This is a genomic window from Streptomyces sp. NPDC028928 (assembly GCF_055564915.1).
On record NZ_JBVHVI010000004.1, the window covers coordinates 208860 to 227047 of the forward strand.

Genomic DNA, 18188 nt, shown 5'->3' on the forward strand with positions numbered 1-18188 from the left:
GGACCATGAGTGACGACGCCCCCACCACCGAGTCCGGCAGGATCCCGAACAAGGGCAAGCTGGCCAAGGACCTCAACGAGGTCATCCGCTACACCCTCTGGTCGGTCTTCAAGCTGAAGGACGTGCTGCCGGAGGACCGCGCGGGTTACGCCGACGAGGTCCAGGAGCTGTTCGACCAGCTCGCCGCCAAGGACGTGACGATCCGCGGCACCTACGACGTGTCCGGCCTGCGCGCCGACGCCGACCTGATGATCTGGTGGCACGCCGAGACCAGCGACCAGCTCCAGGAGGCGTACAACCTCTTCCGCCGCACCAAGCTGGGCCGCGCGCTCACGCCCGTGTGGTCGAACATGGCGCTGCACCGCCCGGCGGAGTTCAACCGCTCGCACATCCCGGCGTTCCTCGCCGACGAGACGCCCCGCAACTACGTGAGCGTCTACCCGTTCGTGCGCTCCTACGACTGGTACCTGCTGCCCGACGAGGACCGCCGCCGCATGCTCGCCGACCACGGCAAGATGGCCCGTGGCTACCCCGACGTGCGCGCCAACACGGTCGCCTCGTTCTCCCTCGGCGACTACGAGTGGATCCTGGCCTTCGAGGCCGACGAGCTGTACCGCATCGTCGACCTCATGCGCCACCTCCGCGCCTCCGAGGCCCGCATGCACGTCCGCGAGGAGATCCCGTTCTTCACGGGCCGCCGCAAGGACATCGGGGAACTGGTAGCGGACCTGGCCTGACAGCTGCCCTGCGGGGCAGAACCCCTAGGCGCCCCTAACGACGCTCGGCCTTCCCCTTGAGGGCGTCCCGCCGAGCCTCTTCACCGGCCGAACCGCCGGAGGCGACCGCAACCGGTTCAGGGCGCGGCGCGCACGACGCGTGCCGCGCCGGGACGCGGCCCTCCAGCAGATACGCGTCCAGGTATCCGTTGACGCATGGGTTGGGCCCGCCCCCGACGCCGTGCGTCCCCGCGTCCCGCTCGGTCACCAGCACCGAGCCGGCCAGCCGCCGGTTCATCTCCAGCGCGCCCGCGTACGGCGCGGCGGCGTCCCGCTCGGCCGCAAGGATCAGCACCGGCGGCAGCTCACCGGGTCCGGTCCGCACGTCCAGGGGCTGCTGCCGGGGCGCCGGCCAGTAGGCGCAGGGCAGGTTCATCCACGCGTTGTCCCAGGTCTCGAAGGGCGCCACCCGGGCGAGCCGGGTGTTGTCGCGGTCCCACACCCTCCAGTCCGTCGGCCAGGGCGCGTCGTTGCACTCCACGGCCGTGTACACCGCGCCGGCGTTCTCCGCCTCGGCGGCCGTCTCCGGGTCGGGCGTGGCCAGCCGGACCAGCGGCTTCGGGTCGCCGTGCAGATACGCCGAGAGGGCCTGGGCGCGGCTCGGCCAGAAGTCGTCGTAGTAGCCGGCCGTCAGGAACACGTTCTGCAGCTGGCCGGGGCCGACCTTCCCGCCCGCCGCCTTCCCGGCCAGCCGCTCGCGCGCGGTGTCGTAGCTGCGCTGCACCCGCGCGGGCGTGGTGCCGAGCCGGTACACGTCGTCGTGCCGGGCGATCCAGTCCCGGAAGTCCTCCCAGCGTTCCTCGAAGGCCGCCGACTGGTCCAGGTTGCTGCGGTACCAGATCTTCTCCGGATCCGGGTTCACCGCCGAGTCCAGCACCATGCGCCGCACGTGCGAGGGGAACATCGCCGCGTACAGCGCGCCGAAGTAGGTGCCGTACGACGCTCCCACGAAGGTGAGCCGGTGCTCGCCCAGCGCCGCCCGCAGGACGTCCAGGTCGCGGGCGTTGTTGAGCGAGGTGTAGAACCGCAGTCCGCTCCCGGACCGCTGGGCGCAGCCGCGCGCGTACGCCTGCGCCTGGGCGATGCGCTGACGCTTGTACGCCTCCGAGGGGTGCACCGGTGACGCGGTCGGGCCCTTGAAGAAGCGCTTCGGGTCCTCGCAGGACAGCGGCGCCGACCGGCCCACCCCGCGCGGGGCGTAGCCGACCAGGTCGTAGGCGGCGGCGATCCGCTTCCACTCCGGGATCCCGCCGATCAGCGGGAAGTACATGCCGGAGGCGCCGGGCCCGCCCGGGTTGTAGAGCAGGGCGCCCTGCCGGGGAACCTTCCGCTTGCTGTTGTGCGGGTCCTTCTGGGTGGCCCGGGCCCGGCTGACGGTCAGCCTGATCTGCTTGCCGTTCGGTTGGGCGTAGTCCAGGGGGACCGCCACCGTGCCGCACCGCACGCCGGCCGGGGCCTTCGGCACGTCGGCGGCGGAGCACGGGCCGAAGTCGATGCCGGCCGCCCGGGCGCGGGCCACGGCCACCGCGGTGCCGCGCAGCTCGGCCGTACCGGGGGCACCCGGGGTGCCCGGAGCGCCGGGGGTGCCGCCCGCCGGGGCCGCGGCCAGCGTGGTCAGGAGCAAGGAACCGGCGGCCGAGTAGAGGGCGGCGGCTTTCATCGCGTTTCCCTTCGGTGCGCGGCGGCGATGGCACGGCTGCCACGGCCCGGCGCCAACAGAAGGGATGTTTCGTTCGGCTGTGGGGGAAGGCAAGCACCACCCGGCCGGTGTCGGCCCCAATGCCCCCTGTGCGCCCCCGAGGGTGCCTTCACTCCCGCCAGGGCTGGTCGCGGTGGGTGAAGGCCGCGCGCAGCTCCGGTTCGCCGATGGCGCGGATGCCGCGGACGGCGACGGAGGTGAGGAACGACCGCTCGTCACCGGCCGGCTCGCCGGCCAGCGCGCTCAGCAGCCGCTGCCCGGCCGGCGAGGCCCAGCGCGAGTACGGGTGCACCTCGAACCGGGCGATGGCCAGGCAGCTCAGCGCCAGTATGAGGGGCAGGGCGAACCACGCGGCCACCAGCAGGCGCGGTGTACCCGTCTGGACGGGCAGCAGCAGCGCGGTCACGCCCAGCGCCGTCACGGCCACCGCGGCGGCCCGGACCCGCCGGACGGCGGCCCCCACGGTCGTCCCCGCGCCCTCGGGTACCGCGAGACCGGCGCGCACCAGCCTGTCCGCCAGCCGGCGCACGGCCTCCGCGCCGGCCGCCCGCGCCCGTACGGGCGCGATCCGCGACTGACCCTCGGGCCCTATGGCCCCTATGACGGACCGCTCGATCTCGTCGCGGCCCTGCGGGTCCACGACCGTGGCCCAGCCGGTGTGCGCGAGCAGCAGCCGGCGCTGGCGGGCCATGGAGACCAAGGTCACATCGGCGACCCGGGCCGGGCCGCCGGAGAGGAAGGCCGCCTCGTACAGCGTCAGATCGCGCTCCCCGTCCGCCGTCGCGTCACGCGCGTCCACGGCTGCCGCGCGAACGGCCGCCAGGCACAGCCGGGTACAGGCCGTACCGGCGAAAGCCCAGGCCAGGAGTAGGAGAAGGACCCAGAACATGACGTGTTTCTATGCCAGCGGCCTGCGAGAACGCCATGCCCTGTTCACGATCCGGACGGAGTGTTGCCGGGATGTGACGTTCCGTTTCCCGGGCGGCCGGTCAGGGACTGCTCGTCGCCGGCGGCAGGGAATACGTGTCGCCCGGCGACGGCGCGACCGGTACGGCGGCGCCCGGCTCGACCTCCGGCGGGGTCGGCACCGGGCCGGCGGAGGCCGCCAGCTCCCTGGCCAGCGCGGCGAAGTCGACGTACCCCGTCGCCTCCAGGACCTTGATGTGGTCCAGGACCGTCGCGTTGGCGTTGTCGGCGAGATCACGGACCAGGGAGTTCTGGGTGCCGGCCCGGACCTGCGCGACCAGGGAGAACACCCGGCCGTGCGCCAGCCGCAGCAGGTGGGCGAACTGGCGGTCGAAGTCCTGGCCCTGCGCCGCGTCCAGGGTGGCGAGCCACTGCTTCTGCTGCTCGTTCGGCTCGTTGGGCAGGGTCAGGCCGAGCTGGGTGGCGACGGTCCGGACGTGCGCGTCCAGGGAGGTGTGGCCGTCGACGAGGTGCCGTCCGGCCGTGCGGACCGCCGGCGTGGTCCCCTTGCGCTGCGCCAGCTCTCCGGCGGGCAGCTCCCACAGCCCGGCCAGCCGGACCTTGGTGACGAAGTCCCGGTCCTGCTCGGACAACGGGCCGTACGGCGTCGTCACCGTCCGCGCGCTCAGCACGCTCGCGCTCGCCGGGTCCTGCCGGTCGGCGTACGACCACAGCGGGACGAGCAGCGCGACGACCGTGGCCGCGAGGGCGATGATGACGAGTCCGGTGCCGCTGAATATGCCTCGGCCGTTGATCGGGGTTCGCGGTCGCATGGTGCCTGCTCGGGAGGGGGTGCGGGGTTGGCATATTACTGGCAGGCGCCGCACCCCCCGTCCGGGCGCTCTACTCGTAGCCGCGCGGCCGTCGCAGTGCCCGCGCCAGGAGCCCCCGCTTCCGAGGCGCCGGGCCGGACCGGTCCAGCCACCAGTCGCGCAGCTCCCGCCGCACCCCCGCGTCCGCCGGCCGCCCCAGCTTCAGCAGGTGCCCGGCGAAGTCCAGCGCGTCCTGCCGGTATCCGCCGCGCATCGGCCGCTGCCGGGCGTACTCCGCGAACGCCTCCCGGTACCCCGCCCCAAGAATCACCGGCAGCTCGGGCGCCACCTTCGCCACCACACCCGCCCGCTTCGCCGCGAGCGCCCGCGCCTGCACCCCCATCCGCACCCGGTCGAACCCCTCCGGCACCGGCGTTCCCGCCACCAGCGCCGACAGCACGGCGGTCTGCGCCACCCCGACCCGCTCCCGCGCACCGGCCACCGGCCGTACCAGGACCCCCACACCCCCGGCCCCGGCACCGGCGGCGCCCGCCATCGCCGTACCCCCGGCCGCCGTACCCCGTGCCGCGCGCGCCCGGCCGGCGGTCACAGCACCCCGGACGGCCGCCAACTCCCGCTCCAGCTCGGCCGGTTCCGGGAAGTTCTCGTCCCGCTCCAGGAGCACCCCGGGCGGCTCCACCCGGGCGGCGAGGCCGGCGAGGATGTCGAGCACCGGACGCGGCACCGGGTGCGCGTGGCTGTCGTGCCAGACGCCGTCGCGCTCGAAGCCGCCCGCGACGTGGACGTAGGCGATCGCCTCCAGGGGCAGCGCGGCCAGCGCCTCGGCCGGGTCCTCGCCCCGGTTGACGTGGTTAGTGTGCAGGTTGGCGACGTCGATCAGCAGCCGTACGCCGGTCCGCTCGACCAGCTCGGACAGGAACTGCCCCTCGGTCAGCTCCTCGTCCGGCCAGGAGAACAGCGCGGCGATGTTCTCCAGGGCCAGCGGCACCGGCAGCGCCTCCTGGGCGATCCGGACGTTCTCGCACAGCACGTCCAGGGCGTCCCGGGTGCGCGGTACGGGCAGCAGATGGCCGGCCTCCAGACGCGGGGAGGCGGTGAGCGCGCCGCCCGCCCGGACGAAGGCGATGTGCTCGGTGACCAGCGGTGCCCCGAGGGCCTCCGCCCGCTCGGCGAGCGCCGTCAGCCGCCCCTCGTCGGGGTGGTCCGCGCCGCCGAGGCCGAGGGAGACGCCGTGCGGGATCACCGTCACCCCGCGCTCGCGCAGCCGCAGCAGCGACTCGGGGAGGTGACCGGGGCAGACGTTCTCCGCCACGACCTCCACCCAGTCGATGCCCGGCATCTCCTCCACGGCGTCCGCGATCTCCGGCCGCCAGCCGATCCCCGTGCCCAGTCGCCGCATGGCTTGTCCCCCTCGTCCTCGGCATCCTGCTCGCGCGTCGAGTGACGGGGGTATGGCCCCGGCGGACGGCCCCGAACCCCGTCCATGTCGTGTTCAGAGCAACATTTGAGCTTCCGGCCGGTCAGCTCCTCCCGCATCCCGGGGAGAGGCGGCAGCGGCTAGCGCAGGGCCGGGTGGTCCGCGACCACCGTGCACGAGCCCGGGGCGATCTCCGTGAAGCCCGCGTCCCGGACCACGGGCAGGCCGCTGGTCGTCAGGCGGGTCCAGTCGGCCGGGGCGGCCGTGCGGACGGTGAGGGCGTAGCCCGTGTCGCGCCAGGCGGTGCGGGCCGTGTCCGAAAGGGCCCACCAGGCCAGTTGTGCGCCGTGACCCGCCTGGGCCATGGCCTTGCCGGCCGACATGTCCAGGTCGGGGTTGAGCCAGAGCACCGGCCCGTCGGCCGGGTCGGCGGGGAGCGGCGGCTCGGGGTCGTCCAGCTCGGTGCCGGACACCTGGAGCTTCGCCAGGTCCTTCGGCCAGCCGTCCAGCGGGATCGGCGGGAAGACCCGGACCTCGGCGGACTTGCCGGTCACCGTGACCCCGGGCAGCGCCTCGGCGCGCCGCCACTCGGCGCCGCGGGCCCGCCGGACCACCTTCCGGATCCGGGCGTCCTCCCAGTCGCGCACCGCCTCGGCCCACTCACCGTCACCCCGTGCCCGGTCGTCACCGAGCAGCACGAGGACGGCCCGGGCGGCCGTCTCCAGCGCGTCGGTACGGGCGGGCGGGGCGCTGCGCTCTATCCGTACGACGAGCGGCAGCACGACCTGGGGCGCCTCGTCCCGGGGATCGTGTGCGGTCCGGAAGGGGCTGTCACTGGAGGGGGCTGGATCGTGGCTCACGGGAGCCCAGCCTACGAAGTCGCCGGCGGGCCGATCAACGCGCGGACCGCACGGCGGAAATTCCGGCGACGCCGATGAACCGGCTGGATATGTTCGCCCCTCTTGATCCACTGAAGGGCTGCGGCAGGTCGAGATGTGCGAGACCGAGCTGGAGCTGCCGTCCTGGAGTGGTGCATGGCCGCTGACGCGAGATGCACCGCTGAGCCCAGTCCCACTCCACCAGAATGGCCCCCATGCACCGTGACCTGCGTCTGACCGCCGTGGGCCGCCGCTACGGCATCCGCGGCCCCTGGGTGCTGCGAGGCGTCGACCTCGCCATCGCGCCCGGCACCCTCACCCGGATCGAAGGGGCGAACGGCACCGGGAAGTCCACGCTGCTCCGGCTGCTCGCCCGGCTCGACGCGCCCACCGAGGGCCGGATCACCGGCCGCCCGCGCACGGCCTACGTGCCCGAGCGGTTCCCGTCCGCCCTGCCCTTCACGGCGGCCGGCTATCTGACCCACCTCGGCACCGTCCACGGCCTGAGCCGGGAGACCGCCGCCCGCGCCGCGCTCACCTGGCTGGAGCGGTTCGGCGCCGACGCGTACGCCAGGACGCCGATGGCGCGGCTGTCCAAGGGCAGCAGCCAGAAGGTCGCCGTCGCCCAGGCCCTGCTCGGCGATCCGGAGCTGCTGGTGCTGGACGAGGCGTGGACCGGCCTCGACACGGCGGCCCGGGCCGAGCTGGAGCGGGCGGTGGCCGAGCGGACGGCCGCCGGGGGCGCCGTGGTCTTCGTGGACCACGACCCGCGCCGGCTCGCCGGGGCGCCGGACGCGACGTACACGGTGATCGACGGCGGCCTGCGACGTCGTACCGACAGCGGCGGCGGTACGGCGCACGGGCCGGTCACCGTCGTCGTCGCGGAGGGGCCGGCGGGCGCGTCGCTGCCGCCGGAGGCGGTGCGCACCGCCGTCACCGCCGAGGAGACGGCCCCCGGCCGGCACCGGCTGGCCGTCCCCGCCTCCCACTCCGACGTCCTGCTGCGCGCCCTGCTCACGGCGCGCCCGCCCTGGCACGTGGCCCGCGTCGAACCCACCGGCGCCGACGCACCCTCCTCCGACCCCGAAAGCCGCTCATGACCGCACTCCTGCGCTACCAGGCCGCCCTGCTGCTGCGTTCCCAGCGCTGGCTGCCCCCGGTGATCCTGTACGCCGCCTTCCTGGGCGTCGGTGTGCAGAGCGGCCAGCCGGTCCTGGACTCGCTCGGCTACACGACCGCGGCCCTGCTGCCGGTCTCGGCCTGGCTGGTCCGGATCTGTGTCACCGCTGAGCCGCCCGCCGCCCGGGCCTGCGTCGCCGCCGCCCGCGGCCCCGCCCGGGCGCACCTCGCCTGCCTGCTGACCGCGCTGCTCGCGGCGGTGCTGCTCGGGGTGGCGGCCACCGTGGTGGTGACGCTGATCAGCGCCCCGGCCGGCAACGGCCACCGGTTCCCCGTGCCCCCGCTGCGCGCCCTCGCCGCCGGGCTGCCGGCCGCGCTCGCCTGCGCCCTGCTCGGTACGGCCGTCGGCGCGCTCACCAACCGGCCGGTGCTGCGCTCCACCGGGCGCGCGGTGCCGGCGATGCTGCTCGGCGCGCTGCTCGCGCTGGTGCTGGCCGGATCCCCGGCGCAGGCGGCCGTCAGCGGCCTGGTCACCGGCTCGCAGACCGGCCGGACGCCGCTGCCGCTGCTGCCGCTGGCCGGCGCGGCCCTGCTCGCCGCGGCCGCCTTCGCCGCGGCGGCCCGGCTCAGCGCGCGCCGCTCACCCTGAGCAGGCGGTGCGCTGCGCCTCCTGCCACTCGCAGACCGGGCACAGCGTGATGCCCTTGTACGACTCCGGGTACTCCGTCGGCTCCCGGCACAGCACGCACTCCGCGTACGGCGGTCCGTCGGCCTTCGCCGGTTTCACCGTCTCGACGATCGTGCAGTAGTCCTCGTCGCTCATACCCCCAGCGTAGGGCGGTCAGCGGCCGGTGCCCGTCCGGCCGATCAGCTCGGAGACCTTCACGAACCGGTAGCCGCGCCCACGCAGTTCCGGTACGACCGTGCGGACGACCCGCTCGGTGGTCGGGGCGGCGCTGCGGGTGCAGTGCATGACGACCACCGACCCGGGTTTCACCCCGTCGAGCACCTGCTTGACCACCGCGTCGGCGTCCGTGGCGAACGCGTCACCGCTCACCACGTCCCACTGCACCGCGGTCACACCGAGCCCGCTGAGCGCGCGCAGCGCCCGCTGGTCGTAGCAGCCGCCGGGGAAACGGAAGTACGGCATCGGATTCGGCACGCCCGCCTTGCGGAGCGAGGTGTAGGCCCGCTGCACGTCCTCCCGCATCCGGCCGGCCTCGACGGTCGGCAGGCCGTAGCAGTCGGCGGTGAACGCGTAGTGGCTCCAGGAGTGGTTGGCCACCTCGAACTGCGGGTCGCGGCCCAGGTCGCGGGCCTCGGCCGGGTACTGGTCGGCCCACCGGCCGGTCATGAAGACGGTCGCCGGCACCTTCAGCGCGCGCAGGGCGCCGATCAGGCCGGGGTTGTCGAAGTGCTCGCCGGAGGCCGCGCGGGGGCCCTGGTCGGCGGTCATGTCGGCGTCGAAGGTGAGTGCGACCGTCTTGCCCCGGGTGCGCGGGCCGTGCTCGAAGACCGGGGTCAGTCCGTCGGGACCCGGCGCCAATACGGGCGGACGGGTGGACGTGGGGGACGCGGAGGCGGGGGACGCGGCCGGGGCCGGGCGGTCCCCGGCCTCGGAGCCGCAGGCGGTGAGAGCCGCGGCCAGTGCGCAGAGTGCGGTGATACGGCGTACTCGTGGGATCACCGTACGAACGTAGGGCGGAATGTCGGTTTGTATGGTGATATGGCTCGTGGCGTGGCGGTACAGTCACCCGGGCGGCGCCCTCGCCCGTCACTCCAGCTCGTGGCGCTCCAGCGGTTTCACCGCAGGACCCTGGATCACCGAGCCGTCGACCGCGAAGCGCGAGCCGTGGCAGGGGCACTCCCAGGCGCGCTCGGCGCGGTTGAAGGAGACCAGACAGCCCAGGTGGGTACAGCGGGCCGACAGGGCGTGCAGCGTGCCCTCCTCGTCGCGGTGGACCGCGAGCCGGTTCCCGCCGGAGCGGACCACCGCACCGTCGCCCGGGGCGATCCCCTCCACCGAGGCCGGCGGCTTCAGCCGGTCGCCGACGAAGTGCCGGGCCACCTCCGCCTGGGTCTTCAGCAGCGACGGCGCCTCACGCACCACCGACTTCAGCCGGCGCGGGTCGTACAGCTCCCGCCACACGCAGTCCCGCCCGGTGATCAGCGCCGTCAGCAGCAGCCCGGCCATGATGCCGCCGCTCAGGCCCCAGCCGCCGAAGCCGGTGATCACATAGGCGTGCCGGGTGCCCGGGTGCAGGGGACCGACCAGCGGGACCGTGTCCGTGGACTCGTTGTCCTGGGTGGCCCAGGCGTGATCCAGGGTCACCCCGGGGAAGTGCACCTCCGCCCAGGCGGCGAGCCGGTCGAAGGCGGCCTGCGGATCGCCGGTGCCGGGCGTGAAGTGCTCGCCGGTGACCACGAGCAGCCGCTGCCCGTCCGCGCCGTAGGGCGCTGTACGCACCGACCGGGTGTTCTCGTCCGGGGTGATGTACATGCCGCCGGGGTCCGGGCCGTCGCCCAGCGGTCCGGCCACGACCAGTTCGCGGCGCGGGGACAGCCGGGTGAACAGCAGGGCCCGGTCGAACACCGGGTAGTGGGTGGCGACCACGACGTCCCGGGCGGTCACCGTGGCGCCGGCCTCGGTCGTCAGCCGGCACGGCTCGCCCTCCGTCAGCCCGGTGACCCGCGTCCGCTCGTACACCTGGCCGCCGTGCGTGAGCAGGTCGGCGGTGAGCGCCCGCAGGTACCTGACCGGGTGGAACTGCGCCTGCCCGGTCACCCGGACGGCACCCGCCACCGGGAACGGCAGCCCGGTCTCCGTGGTGAACGTGGCCGGCAGCCCCGCCTGCCGCGCGGCGTCCGCCTCCGCGCGCACCTCGCCCACCCGCGACCGGTCCCGTACGTAGGTGTAGGCGTCCCGGGTCTCCCAGTCACAGTCGATCCCCAGCTCGGCCACCAGCGCCGCCGCGTGCTCGATCGCCTCCGTCTGCGAACGGGCGTACAGCCGCGCTCCCTCGGGGCCCCGGGTGCGCCGGAGCCGGTCGTAGACCAGGGTGTGCTGGGCGGTCAGCTTCGCGGTGGTGTAGCCGGTGACCCCGCCCGCGGCCCGGCCGGCCTCCAGCACCGCCACCCGCCGCCCCCGGCGGGCCAGCTCGTGAGCGGTGCTCAGCCCGGCCATGCCCGCGCCGACCACGGCCACGTCCACGTCGATGTCCCCGTCCAGGGCGGGATGGGCCGGCCCGGGGGCCGTCTCCAGCCAGTACGAGTCGGTGACCTTCCGGTGTTCGCGCATGCCCGCCGGGTACCCCGGGCCGCCCGGCTCACGTCCGCTTCCGCGGCCGGGCCCCGGGCCGCCCCGCTCACGTCGCCCTCAGCAGCCGTTCCCGGCACTCCGCCACGTCGAAGCCGGCCTGCGGATACCGCGGGTCCAGCTCGCGCAGCTGCTCCAGCAGCAGCCGGCTGATCGCCCAGTTGCGGTACCACTTGCGGTCCGCCGGGACCAGGTACCAGGGCGCGTACGGTGCCGCGCAGCGCTCCAGGGCCAGCTCGTAGGCCTCCTGGTAGGCGGGCCACAGGGCGCGTTCGTCGATGTCCCGGGGGTCGAACTTCCAGTGCTTGTCGGGGCGGTCGAGGCGGCGCAGCAACCGGCGCCGCTGCTCGTCGTAGGAGATGTGCAGGAAGCACTTGACGAGGGTGACACCGTCGTCGGCGAGGGCGCGTTCGAGGTCGTTGATCAGGCCGTACCGGCTGCCGATCTCGGCGGGCCGGGCGAGATGCCGGACCCGGGCGACGAGGACGTCCTCGTAGTGCGAGCGGTCGAAGATGCCGATCTCCCCGGGCTCCGGCAGCGCGCGCCGCACCCGCCACAGGAAGTCGTGGCGCCGCTCCTCCTCGGTGGGCGCCTTGAACGCCGTGATCCGGCAGCCCGACGGGTTGAGCTGGCCGATCACATGCTTGACCGTGCCGCCCTTGCCGCTGGTGTCCATGCCCTGGAGCACCAGCAGCACCCGGCGGTGGTCGCCGGCGGTGCCCGCCGCCCAGAGCCGCTCCTGGAGTCCGGCCAGGCGCTTGCCCGTGCGGTCCGCGTCCGCCCGCGCCGCCTGCTTGCCGTCCGGGGCGCCGGGGGTGGCCCGGGTGTCGTACCCGGACAGCTCGATCCGCTCGCCCGGCGGGAGCCGCAGCAGGTCCCGAAGTGTCTTCCCGTGCTTCCTGGCCGGCTTCTTCGGCACGGGCGCTCCTTCCGTCCGGTTACAGGTGTACGTCAGCCGGGATGCGGTCCGCCGTCGGTGTGCGGCTCCGGCTGCCGGCCCGTCTCGGGGAGCGCCGGCTGCCCGCCCCGCTCCAGGAAGTGCAGCAGCTCCACCGGGATGGGCAGGACCAGGGTGGAGTTCTTCTCGGCCGCCACCGCCATCACCGTCTGCAGCAGCCGCAGCTGGAGCGCGGCGGGTGTGTCGGCCATCTGCTGGGCGGCCTCGGCGAGTTTCCTGGAGGCCTGGAGTTCGGCGTCCGCGTTGATGATCCGGGCCCGGCGCTCGCGGTCCGCCTCGGCCTGGCGGGCCATCGACCGCTTCATGGTGTCCGGCAGGGACACGTCCTTGATCTCGACCCGGTCGACCTGGATGCCCCAGCCCACCGCCGGACTGTCGATCATCAGCTCCAGGCCCTGGTTGAGCTTCTCGCGGTTGGAGAGCAGGTCGTCCAGATCGCTCTTGCCGATGATCGACCTGAGGGAGGTCTGCGCCATCTGCGACACCGCGAACTTGTAGTCCTCCACCTTCACCAGGGCGCTCGTCGCGTCGACCACCCGGAAGTAGACCACCGCGTCCACCCGGACGGTGACGTTGTCCCGGGTGATGCCCTCCTGTGCCGGGATCGGCAGCGTCACGATCTGCATGTTGACCTTCTGCAGCCGGTCCACGAAGGGAATGATCAGGTTCAGGCCCGGAGTCCGTACGTCACCGGCCACCCGGCCGAGCCGGAACAGCACACCCCGTTCGTACTGCTTGACCACCCGTACCGCCGCTGCCAGGTACACCGCGCCGGCGGAGCCCGCCGCCGCAAGGGCCACCACAAGGTCCTCGACCATGGTGACCTCCTCACACAGAGGCCGGTTTGTCTGATGTTGCCACGATAGGCCTGTGGGGCCGGGATGCCGAGACCTCTCGGCGCCCCGGCCCCACAGGCGGAGGTTCAGGCCGCGGTGACCAGCTTCACCGGCTCCGTGCCGGCCGTGCTGTGCCGTGCGGCCCAGTTCTCCAGGGCCGTACGGCAGGCGTGGTCCAGGTGGTGCAGCCCGGAGAGGTCGAGCCGGACCGGGCGGTCCTGGGGCAGCGACTCCAGGCTGTCCAGGATCTTCGGCAGGCGCAGGAAGGTGGCGTTCCCCGACAGGTGCGCCTCGATCGGGCCCGCGCCCTTGTCCACGACGTCCAGCTTGACGTGAGAGGCCTCCCAGGCGGTCTTCACCACCGCCAGCGCGAGACCGATGAGCACGCCCTCGAACATGCTGACCGCCACGATCGAGACGGCGGTGGCGGCGAGGACGAACGCCTCCCCGCGGTGCTCGCGCCACAGTCCGGCGAGCGACCGGACCGGGACCAGCTTGGCGCCCGCGTGGATCAGGATGCCCGCGAGGGCCGGGATCGGGATGTAGGCGAGCACGTCGGGCAGCAGCGCCGCGAACAGCAGCAGCCAGGCGCCGTGCAGCACCCGGGAGGCCTTCGTCCGGGCGCCGGCCTGGACGTTGGCCGCGCTGCGCACGATCACCGCGGTCATCGGCAGCGCGCCGAGCACCCCGCACACCATGTTGCCGACGCCCTGGGCGAGGAGTTCCTTGTTGTACTGGGTGCGCGGCCCGGAGTGCAGCCGGTCCACGGCCGCCGCGCTGAACAGCGACTCGGCGGACGCGATCAGGGTGAACGCGACGACCGTGCCCAGCAGCCCGAGACCGGCCAGCTCGCCGAAGGCGCTCAGCGGCGGCGGCTGGATCGCGCCGAGCAGGCCCTTGACCTCGACCGTGGCCACGGGCAGGTCCAGCGCGAACGCGGCCAGCGTGGCCAGCCCGACCGCGGCGAGCGGGCCGGGCACCGCGCGCACCTTCGCCGGGGTGTGCTTCCACAGCAGCAGCACCGCGATCGTGCCCGCGGTCACCGCGAGCGAGGCCAGGGCGCCGGTGTCGCCGAGGGCGTCCACGAACGCGCCGGGCACCCCGAAGATCTTGTCCAGACCGGAGTCGGGCGCCTTCGTCGCCATCGCCGGGTAGAGCTGCCCGGCGATGATCACCAGGCCGATACCGGCCAGCATCCCCTCCACGACGGAGACGGAGATGGCGCGGAAGTAACGGCCCAGCCGCAGCAGGCCCATGGCCACCTGGAGGACGCCCGCGGCGAGCACGATCACGCCGAGCACCGGCAGACCGAACTCCTTGACCGCCTCGAAGACGAGCACGGTCATGCCGGCCGCCGGGCCCGACACCTGCAGGCTGCTGCCGCGCATCAGCCCGGTGACGAGGCCGCCCACGATGCCGGTGACCAGGCCGAGTTCGGCCGGGGCCCCGGAGGCGACGGACACGCCCACGCACAGCGGCACGGCGACCAGGAAGACGACGAGGGAGGCGGCGAAGTCCTCCTTCAGATAGGGGAAACGGGATATGAGGGTGCGGTTTTCGGTCATCGGCGCACTCACAGGGCCTCGAAGGTGTCGGTCTGCGGGCGGTGCGCCCGTACGGCGCCGGTGTGCACCTCGTAGTACCAGGCGTGCAGCGTCAGCTGACCCTCCGCCAGCTTCCGTTCGACGCAGGGGTACGAGCGCAGTCGCAGCAGCTGGGTCAGGGCATGGCTCTGCACGCCCTCGGCGACCTCCGGGTCCTCGGCCGCGCCGGCCGGACGCGGGGTGGCCGAGGCCAGCCAGTCGCGCACGGCGGGCACGGCGTTCAGGTCGTCCCCGCGCACGAGAGCGCCGACGGCGCCGCAGTGCGAGTGGCCGCAGACGATGATGTCGCGGACGCCGAGCACCTCGACGGCGTACTCGATGGTGGCGGCCTCGCTGGTGGGGTGCTCGGAGGTGTAGGGCGGGACGATGTTGCCCGCGGTGCGCAGCTCGAACAGCTCGCCGGGGCGGGCGCCCGTGATCAGGGCCGGGACGACCCGGGAATCGGAGCAGGTGATGAACAGCACCTGCGGGGACTGGCCTTCGGCGAGCTTGGCGAACTCCTCAGGGCGCTGTCCGAAGGTACGGGCGTTGTCGATGAGGGGCTGCATATGTGTGAGTTCCTCCTGGCGCGCCTGCCTGGCGCGTCGGACGTGCACAACGGTTGTGGGGGGCGAAGAGAGCGGCCGGCTGTCAGCAGCGGAAGACCTGAAGCGCTGCCGGGGTGTGGGCTCTGGAGGCTCTCGGAGTGCGCGGGCGCCGGGCGTCGGAGGCTTCCGACGGGTCCGCGGCGGCCGCCCGGCCCGGTATGAGGGCGCGTTCCTGGCAGCAGCCGGACGACGGGCAGCGTTGCCGGTCGCGCACGTGCGGGACGCCCGCGGGTTCACCCGGGCGGCCCGAGGCGCGGGCCTGCTCCGCTCCGTCCCGGACCGGCTGCTGCGCGGACGGAATGATTCCGGTCTCAGTCTTGGCCCACGCCTGACCATGTGTGTGCGCGGACGCGAAGGTTCCGGTGGACGTGAAGAGCTGGAACGCGAGCAGGGTCATGCCGAGGAGGGCGAGCAGGGCCCTGGCCGTCGTACCTCGGAACATGAGCCTCCCTCCCTTGCGTTCACGTTTCTTGTCCAGACCAAGGGTTGGTCAATGGATGGTCAAGAAACACGTTAACCCTGCAAAGTCTTTTGCAGGGTTAACTGAACGTTACGCGCCGAAGAGAGCGTGAAAAGTGCGGGTGAGGTGGCGTGAACCCGCCCTTGACCCGCGGGGTTTGATCGGATATTGGACGCCCGTGATGACGGTCAGGCGCCGACCAGCCCCTTGGCGTCCCGGGCCAGCGCGGTGAGCCGGGATATCGCGCGGAAGTACTTCTTGCGGTAGCCGCCGTTCAGCATCTCCTCGCTGAACAGCCTGTCGAACGGCAGCCCCGAGGCCAGCACCGGGACCTCACGGTCGTAGAGCCGGTCCGCGAGCACCACCAGGCGCAGCGCCGTCGACTGGTCCGGTACAGGCTGCACGCCGGTCAGGCACACCGCCCGCACCCCGTCGGTCAGAGCGCCGTACCGGCTCGGGTGGACCCGGGCCAGGTGCTCCAGCAGGTGCGGGAAGTCGTCCAGCGAGGCGCCCTCGGTGGCGAAGGCCGTCTTCATGACCTCCTCGTCGGAGAAGGGCGCCGGGGCCTCGGGCAGGCCGCGGTGACGGTAGTCCTCACCGTCGATGCGCAGGGTGCGGAAGTGGGCGGACAGGCCCTGGATCTCGCGCAGGAAGTCGGCCGCGGCGAAGCGGCCCTCGCCCAGCTTGCCGGGGAGCGTGTTGGAGGTGGCGGCGAGCGCCACGCCCGCCTCGACCAGCTTGCCGAGCAGGGTCGACACGAGGACCGTGTCGCCCGGGTCGTCCAGCTCGAACTCGTCGATGCACAGCAGGCTGTGCCCGGACAGGGTCCGCACGGTCTGCTGGAAGCCGAGGGCGCCGACCAGGTTGGTCAGCTCCACGAAGGTGCCGAACGCCTTGCGCGAGGGCTCGGCCGGGGCCGCGTGCCACAGGGAGGCGAGCAGATGGGTCTTGCCGACGCCGTAGCCGCCGTCCAGGTACACCCCGCGCGGGCCCGCCGGGGTCTTGGGCGCCTTGGCCCGGCCGAAACCGAACAGGCCGCGCTTGCCGTTGCCCGGGGCCTGCGCTCCGCCGAGCCCGGCCGCGAAGCCCTCCAGCACCCGGACGGCCTCGGTCTGGCTGGGCTGGTTCGGGTCCGGGATGTACGTGGCGAAGCGGACCGAGTCGAAGCGCGGGGGCGGCACCATCTCGGCGACCAGCCGGTCCGCGGGGACGTGCGGCTGACGGGCGCACAGGGACAGGGGGCCGGCTTCCGGCAGAGGGCTGGATCCGGGGGCGGCGGTGGAGGACGACACAGTTCCTCATGCTAAGCGCCGTGTCACACTGCACGGCATGCGACGCCTGTTCCCTGTGACCGAAGAGACAGCAGCCCAGGCCCTCGGCGGGGGCCCGGAAGGGGAGGAGGCCGGCGGTGCCGGTGCGGCTCGGGCGCCCGGCGGGAACCGCGAGTGGAGCCTCGCCGAGCTGGCCGCCGCCTACGCCTACCCGGAGCCCGCCCCCGGCGCACCCCGTCCGTGGCTGCGGGCCAACATGGTCTCCTCACTCGACGGCGCCGCCCAGCACGAGGGCCGCTCCCAGCCCATCTCCAGCGCCACCGACATGCGGATCTTCGGCACCCTCCGGGCGCTCGCGGACGTCGTGGTGGTGGGCGCGGAAACGGTACGGCAGGAGGGGTACCGCCCCGCACGCGCGCGTGCCGAGTTCGCCGGGGCCCGCGAGGCCGCGGGGCAGGGCCCGGTCCCGGCGATCGCGATCGTCACCGCGAGCCTGGAGCTGGACTTCACGCTGCCGCTGTTCACCTCGCCCCTGGTGCCCACGCTGATCCTGACCGGGGCCGCGGCCGCCCCCGACCGGGTCGCCGCCGCCGAGAAGGCCGGCGCCCGGGTGCTGGTCGCCGGAGCGGGCATGGGCGTGGAGCCGGCCCGCGCGGTCCAGGCCCTGGCCGACCTCGGGCACACCCGGCTGCTCACCGAGGGCGGCCCCCGGCTGCTCGGCCAGCTGATCGCCGCCGACGTGCTGGACGAGCTGTGCCTGACCGTTTCGCCGACGCTCACCGCGGGGAGCGCCCAGCGCATCGCCGGGGGGCCGTCGGTCGCCGTTCCGCACCGGTTCGAACTCGTGTCGCTGCTGGAGGAGGACGGATTTCTGTTCAGTCGCTACCGTCGGCCCTAAACAGCGGAATCTACCGTTCCGCTTAGCTTCCGGTGGGCAGACTTAGACCGGCAGTACCCGTGCGATCACGGGGAAGGATGGTTTCCGCAGGGGCCCTGCCGGGCCCTCTAAGGAGAAGAGGCGCCTGGTGTTCACAAGCGTTCTGATGATCGAGAAGGCCCTGACGTCCGCCGACGTGGAGTTCGTCACCACCTTGCACGGAGACGAGCCCGTCTCCTTCCACGTGCTGCTCCAGCCGCGCGGCGAGCAGGCGGACCGGCTGCTGCGGGCCATCGACGACATCGCGCTCGGCGAACTCGACGAGGCGGTGCGCGAGGGGGAGACGCCGGAGGGGCAGGAGGCGCGGAGCATGGGGCAGCAGGCCCTCGACGTGTCGCTCCAGGCGTTGCGGTCCGCGGGGAGCGCGGCGGAGGGGCGGCTGGTCGAGGACCATCCGCTGGACGCGCTGAAGGCGCTGGTGGCCGAGGTGGACGCGGACGAGGTGATCGTGCTGACGGATCCCCACTACGTGGAGGAGTTCTTCCACCGGGACTGGGCGTCCCGGGCGCGGCACAAGGTCGGCGTTCCCGTGCTGAAGCTGTTCTCCCACAGCAAGGAGTAGACGCTCGCCGGGCCGTTCGGCGTGCCGGT

General features: G+C 73.5%; 19 protein-coding genes. 5 read left to right on the plus strand and 14 right to left on the minus strand.

The window, feature by feature from the left end; genetic code table 11:
- Window positions 1-5: 5 nt before the first annotated feature.
- Window positions 6-737, plus strand: a complete 732-nt coding sequence (hemQ, locus tag ACZ4U1_RS12175; protein WP_467902500.1) for a hydrogen peroxide-dependent heme synthase — start codon at window positions 6-8, stop codon at window positions 735-737.
- Window positions 738-771: 34 nt separating this feature from the next.
- On the opposite strand, the gene ACZ4U1_RS12180 is transcribed toward hemQ, so the two are convergent.
- The 5 genes from ACZ4U1_RS12180 to ACZ4U1_RS12200 all read right to left on the minus strand — a co-directional run bounded on the left by ACZ4U1_RS12180 (window position 772) and on the right by ACZ4U1_RS12200 (window position 6491).
- Window positions 772-2436, minus strand: coding sequence for an alpha/beta hydrolase (locus ACZ4U1_RS12180; RefSeq protein ID WP_467902501.1), 1665 nt, complete (start codon window positions 2434-2436; stop codon window positions 772-774).
- Between the two features lie 148 nt (window positions 2437-2584).
- Window positions 2585-3364: a TIGR04222 domain-containing membrane protein gene (locus tag ACZ4U1_RS12185; RefSeq protein ID WP_467902503.1), complete on the minus strand. Its 780-nt coding sequence runs from the start codon at window positions 3362-3364 to the stop codon at window positions 2585-2587.
- 100 nt (window positions 3365-3464) lie between these two features.
- The gene (locus tag ACZ4U1_RS12190; RefSeq protein ID WP_467902505.1) at window positions 3465-4214 is read right to left on the minus strand and encodes a DUF4142 domain-containing protein; all 750 of its coding nucleotides are present in this window, start codon (window positions 4212-4214) and stop codon (window positions 3465-3467) included.
- 70 nt (window positions 4215-4284) lie between these two features.
- Complete coding sequence (locus ACZ4U1_RS12195) at window positions 4285-5613, minus strand: MbnB/TglH/ChrH family RiPP precursor modification enzyme (protein WP_467902507.1); 1329 nt, start codon at window positions 5611-5613, stop codon at window positions 4285-4287.
- 158 nt (window positions 5614-5771) lie between these two features.
- Window positions 5772-6491 (minus strand): peptidyl-tRNA hydrolase, encoded by a 720-nt coding sequence (locus ACZ4U1_RS12200; protein WP_467902508.1) that lies wholly within the window; start codon window positions 6489-6491, stop codon window positions 5772-5774.
- A gap of 233 nt (window positions 6492-6724) precedes the next feature.
- Between ACZ4U1_RS12200 and ACZ4U1_RS12205 the strand changes: the two genes are divergently transcribed.
- Together ACZ4U1_RS12205 and ACZ4U1_RS12210 are read left to right on the plus strand one after the other, a co-directional pair.
- On the plus strand, window positions 6725-7609 hold the full coding sequence (locus ACZ4U1_RS12205; protein WP_467902509.1) for an ABC transporter ATP-binding protein: 885 nt from the start codon (window positions 6725-6727) through the stop codon (window positions 7607-7609).
- Window positions 7606-8277 (plus strand): ABC transporter, encoded by a 672-nt coding sequence (locus tag ACZ4U1_RS12210; RefSeq protein WP_467902510.1) that lies wholly within the window; start codon window positions 7606-7608, stop codon window positions 8275-8277. The genes ACZ4U1_RS12205 and ACZ4U1_RS12210 overlap by 4 nt, the downstream gene beginning before the upstream one ends.
- Here the strand turns inward: ACZ4U1_RS12210 and ACZ4U1_RS12215 are convergent.
- The 9 genes from ACZ4U1_RS12215 to zapE all read right to left on the minus strand — a co-directional run bounded on the left by ACZ4U1_RS12215 (window position 8269) and on the right by zapE (window position 16681).
- Window positions 8269-8451 carry a hypothetical protein gene (locus ACZ4U1_RS12215; RefSeq protein ID WP_103811580.1) on the minus strand — a complete coding sequence of 61 codons (183 nt, stop codon included), beginning with the start codon at window positions 8449-8451 and terminating at the stop codon, window positions 8269-8271. The genes ACZ4U1_RS12210 and ACZ4U1_RS12215 overlap by 9 nt on opposite strands.
- 18 nt (window positions 8452-8469) lie before the next feature.
- Complete coding sequence (locus tag ACZ4U1_RS12220) at window positions 8470-9315, minus strand: polysaccharide deacetylase family protein (protein ID WP_467902512.1); 846 nt, start codon at window positions 9313-9315, stop codon at window positions 8470-8472.
- 87 nt (window positions 9316-9402) lie between these two features.
- Window positions 9403-10926, minus strand: coding sequence for an FAD-dependent oxidoreductase (locus ACZ4U1_RS12225; protein ID WP_467902513.1), 1524 nt, complete (start codon window positions 10924-10926; stop codon window positions 9403-9405).
- Window positions 10927-10993: 67 nt separating this feature from the next.
- Complete coding sequence (locus ACZ4U1_RS12230; RefSeq protein ID WP_467902515.1) at window positions 10994-11863, minus strand: PPK2 family polyphosphate kinase; 870 nt, start codon at window positions 11861-11863, stop codon at window positions 10994-10996.
- Between the two features lie 32 nt (window positions 11864-11895).
- The gene (locus ACZ4U1_RS12235; protein WP_467902517.1) at window positions 11896-12720 is read right to left on the minus strand and encodes a slipin family protein; all 825 of its coding nucleotides are present in this window, start codon (window positions 12718-12720) and stop codon (window positions 11896-11898) included.
- Between the two features lie 104 nt (window positions 12721-12824).
- A complete protein-coding gene (locus ACZ4U1_RS12240; RefSeq protein ID WP_467902519.1) occupies window positions 12825-14303 on the minus strand; it encodes a SulP family inorganic anion transporter in 1479 nt (492 codons plus the stop codon).
- Window positions 14304-14311: 8 nt separating this feature from the next.
- The gene (locus tag ACZ4U1_RS12245) at window positions 14312-14890 is read right to left on the minus strand and encodes a carbonic anhydrase (protein WP_467902520.1); all 579 of its coding nucleotides are present in this window, start codon (window positions 14888-14890) and stop codon (window positions 14312-14314) included.
- A gap of 82 nt (window positions 14891-14972) precedes the next feature.
- Window positions 14973-15371: a hypothetical protein gene (locus ACZ4U1_RS12250; RefSeq protein WP_467902522.1), complete on the minus strand. Its 399-nt coding sequence runs from the start codon at window positions 15369-15371 to the stop codon at window positions 14973-14975.
- 206 nt (window positions 15372-15577) lie between these two features.
- Window positions 15578-16681, minus strand: coding sequence for a cell division protein ZapE (gene zapE / locus ACZ4U1_RS12255; protein WP_467902523.1), 1104 nt, complete (start codon window positions 16679-16681; stop codon window positions 15578-15580).
- Between the two features lie 37 nt (window positions 16682-16718).
- Here zapE and ACZ4U1_RS12260 point away from each other — a divergent pair, with 37 nt between their 5' ends.
- Both ACZ4U1_RS12260 and ACZ4U1_RS12265 read left to right on the plus strand, forming a co-directional pair.
- Window positions 16719-17558: a pyrimidine reductase family protein gene (locus tag ACZ4U1_RS12260; RefSeq protein WP_467902525.1), complete on the plus strand. Its 840-nt coding sequence runs from the start codon at window positions 16719-16721 to the stop codon at window positions 17556-17558.
- Between the two features lie 127 nt (window positions 17559-17685).
- On the plus strand, window positions 17686-18159 hold the full coding sequence (locus tag ACZ4U1_RS12265) for an indole-3-glycerol phosphate synthase (protein ID WP_467902526.1): 474 nt from the start codon (window positions 17686-17688) through the stop codon (window positions 18157-18159).
- The last annotated feature ends 29 nt before the right edge of the window (window positions 18160-18188 follow it).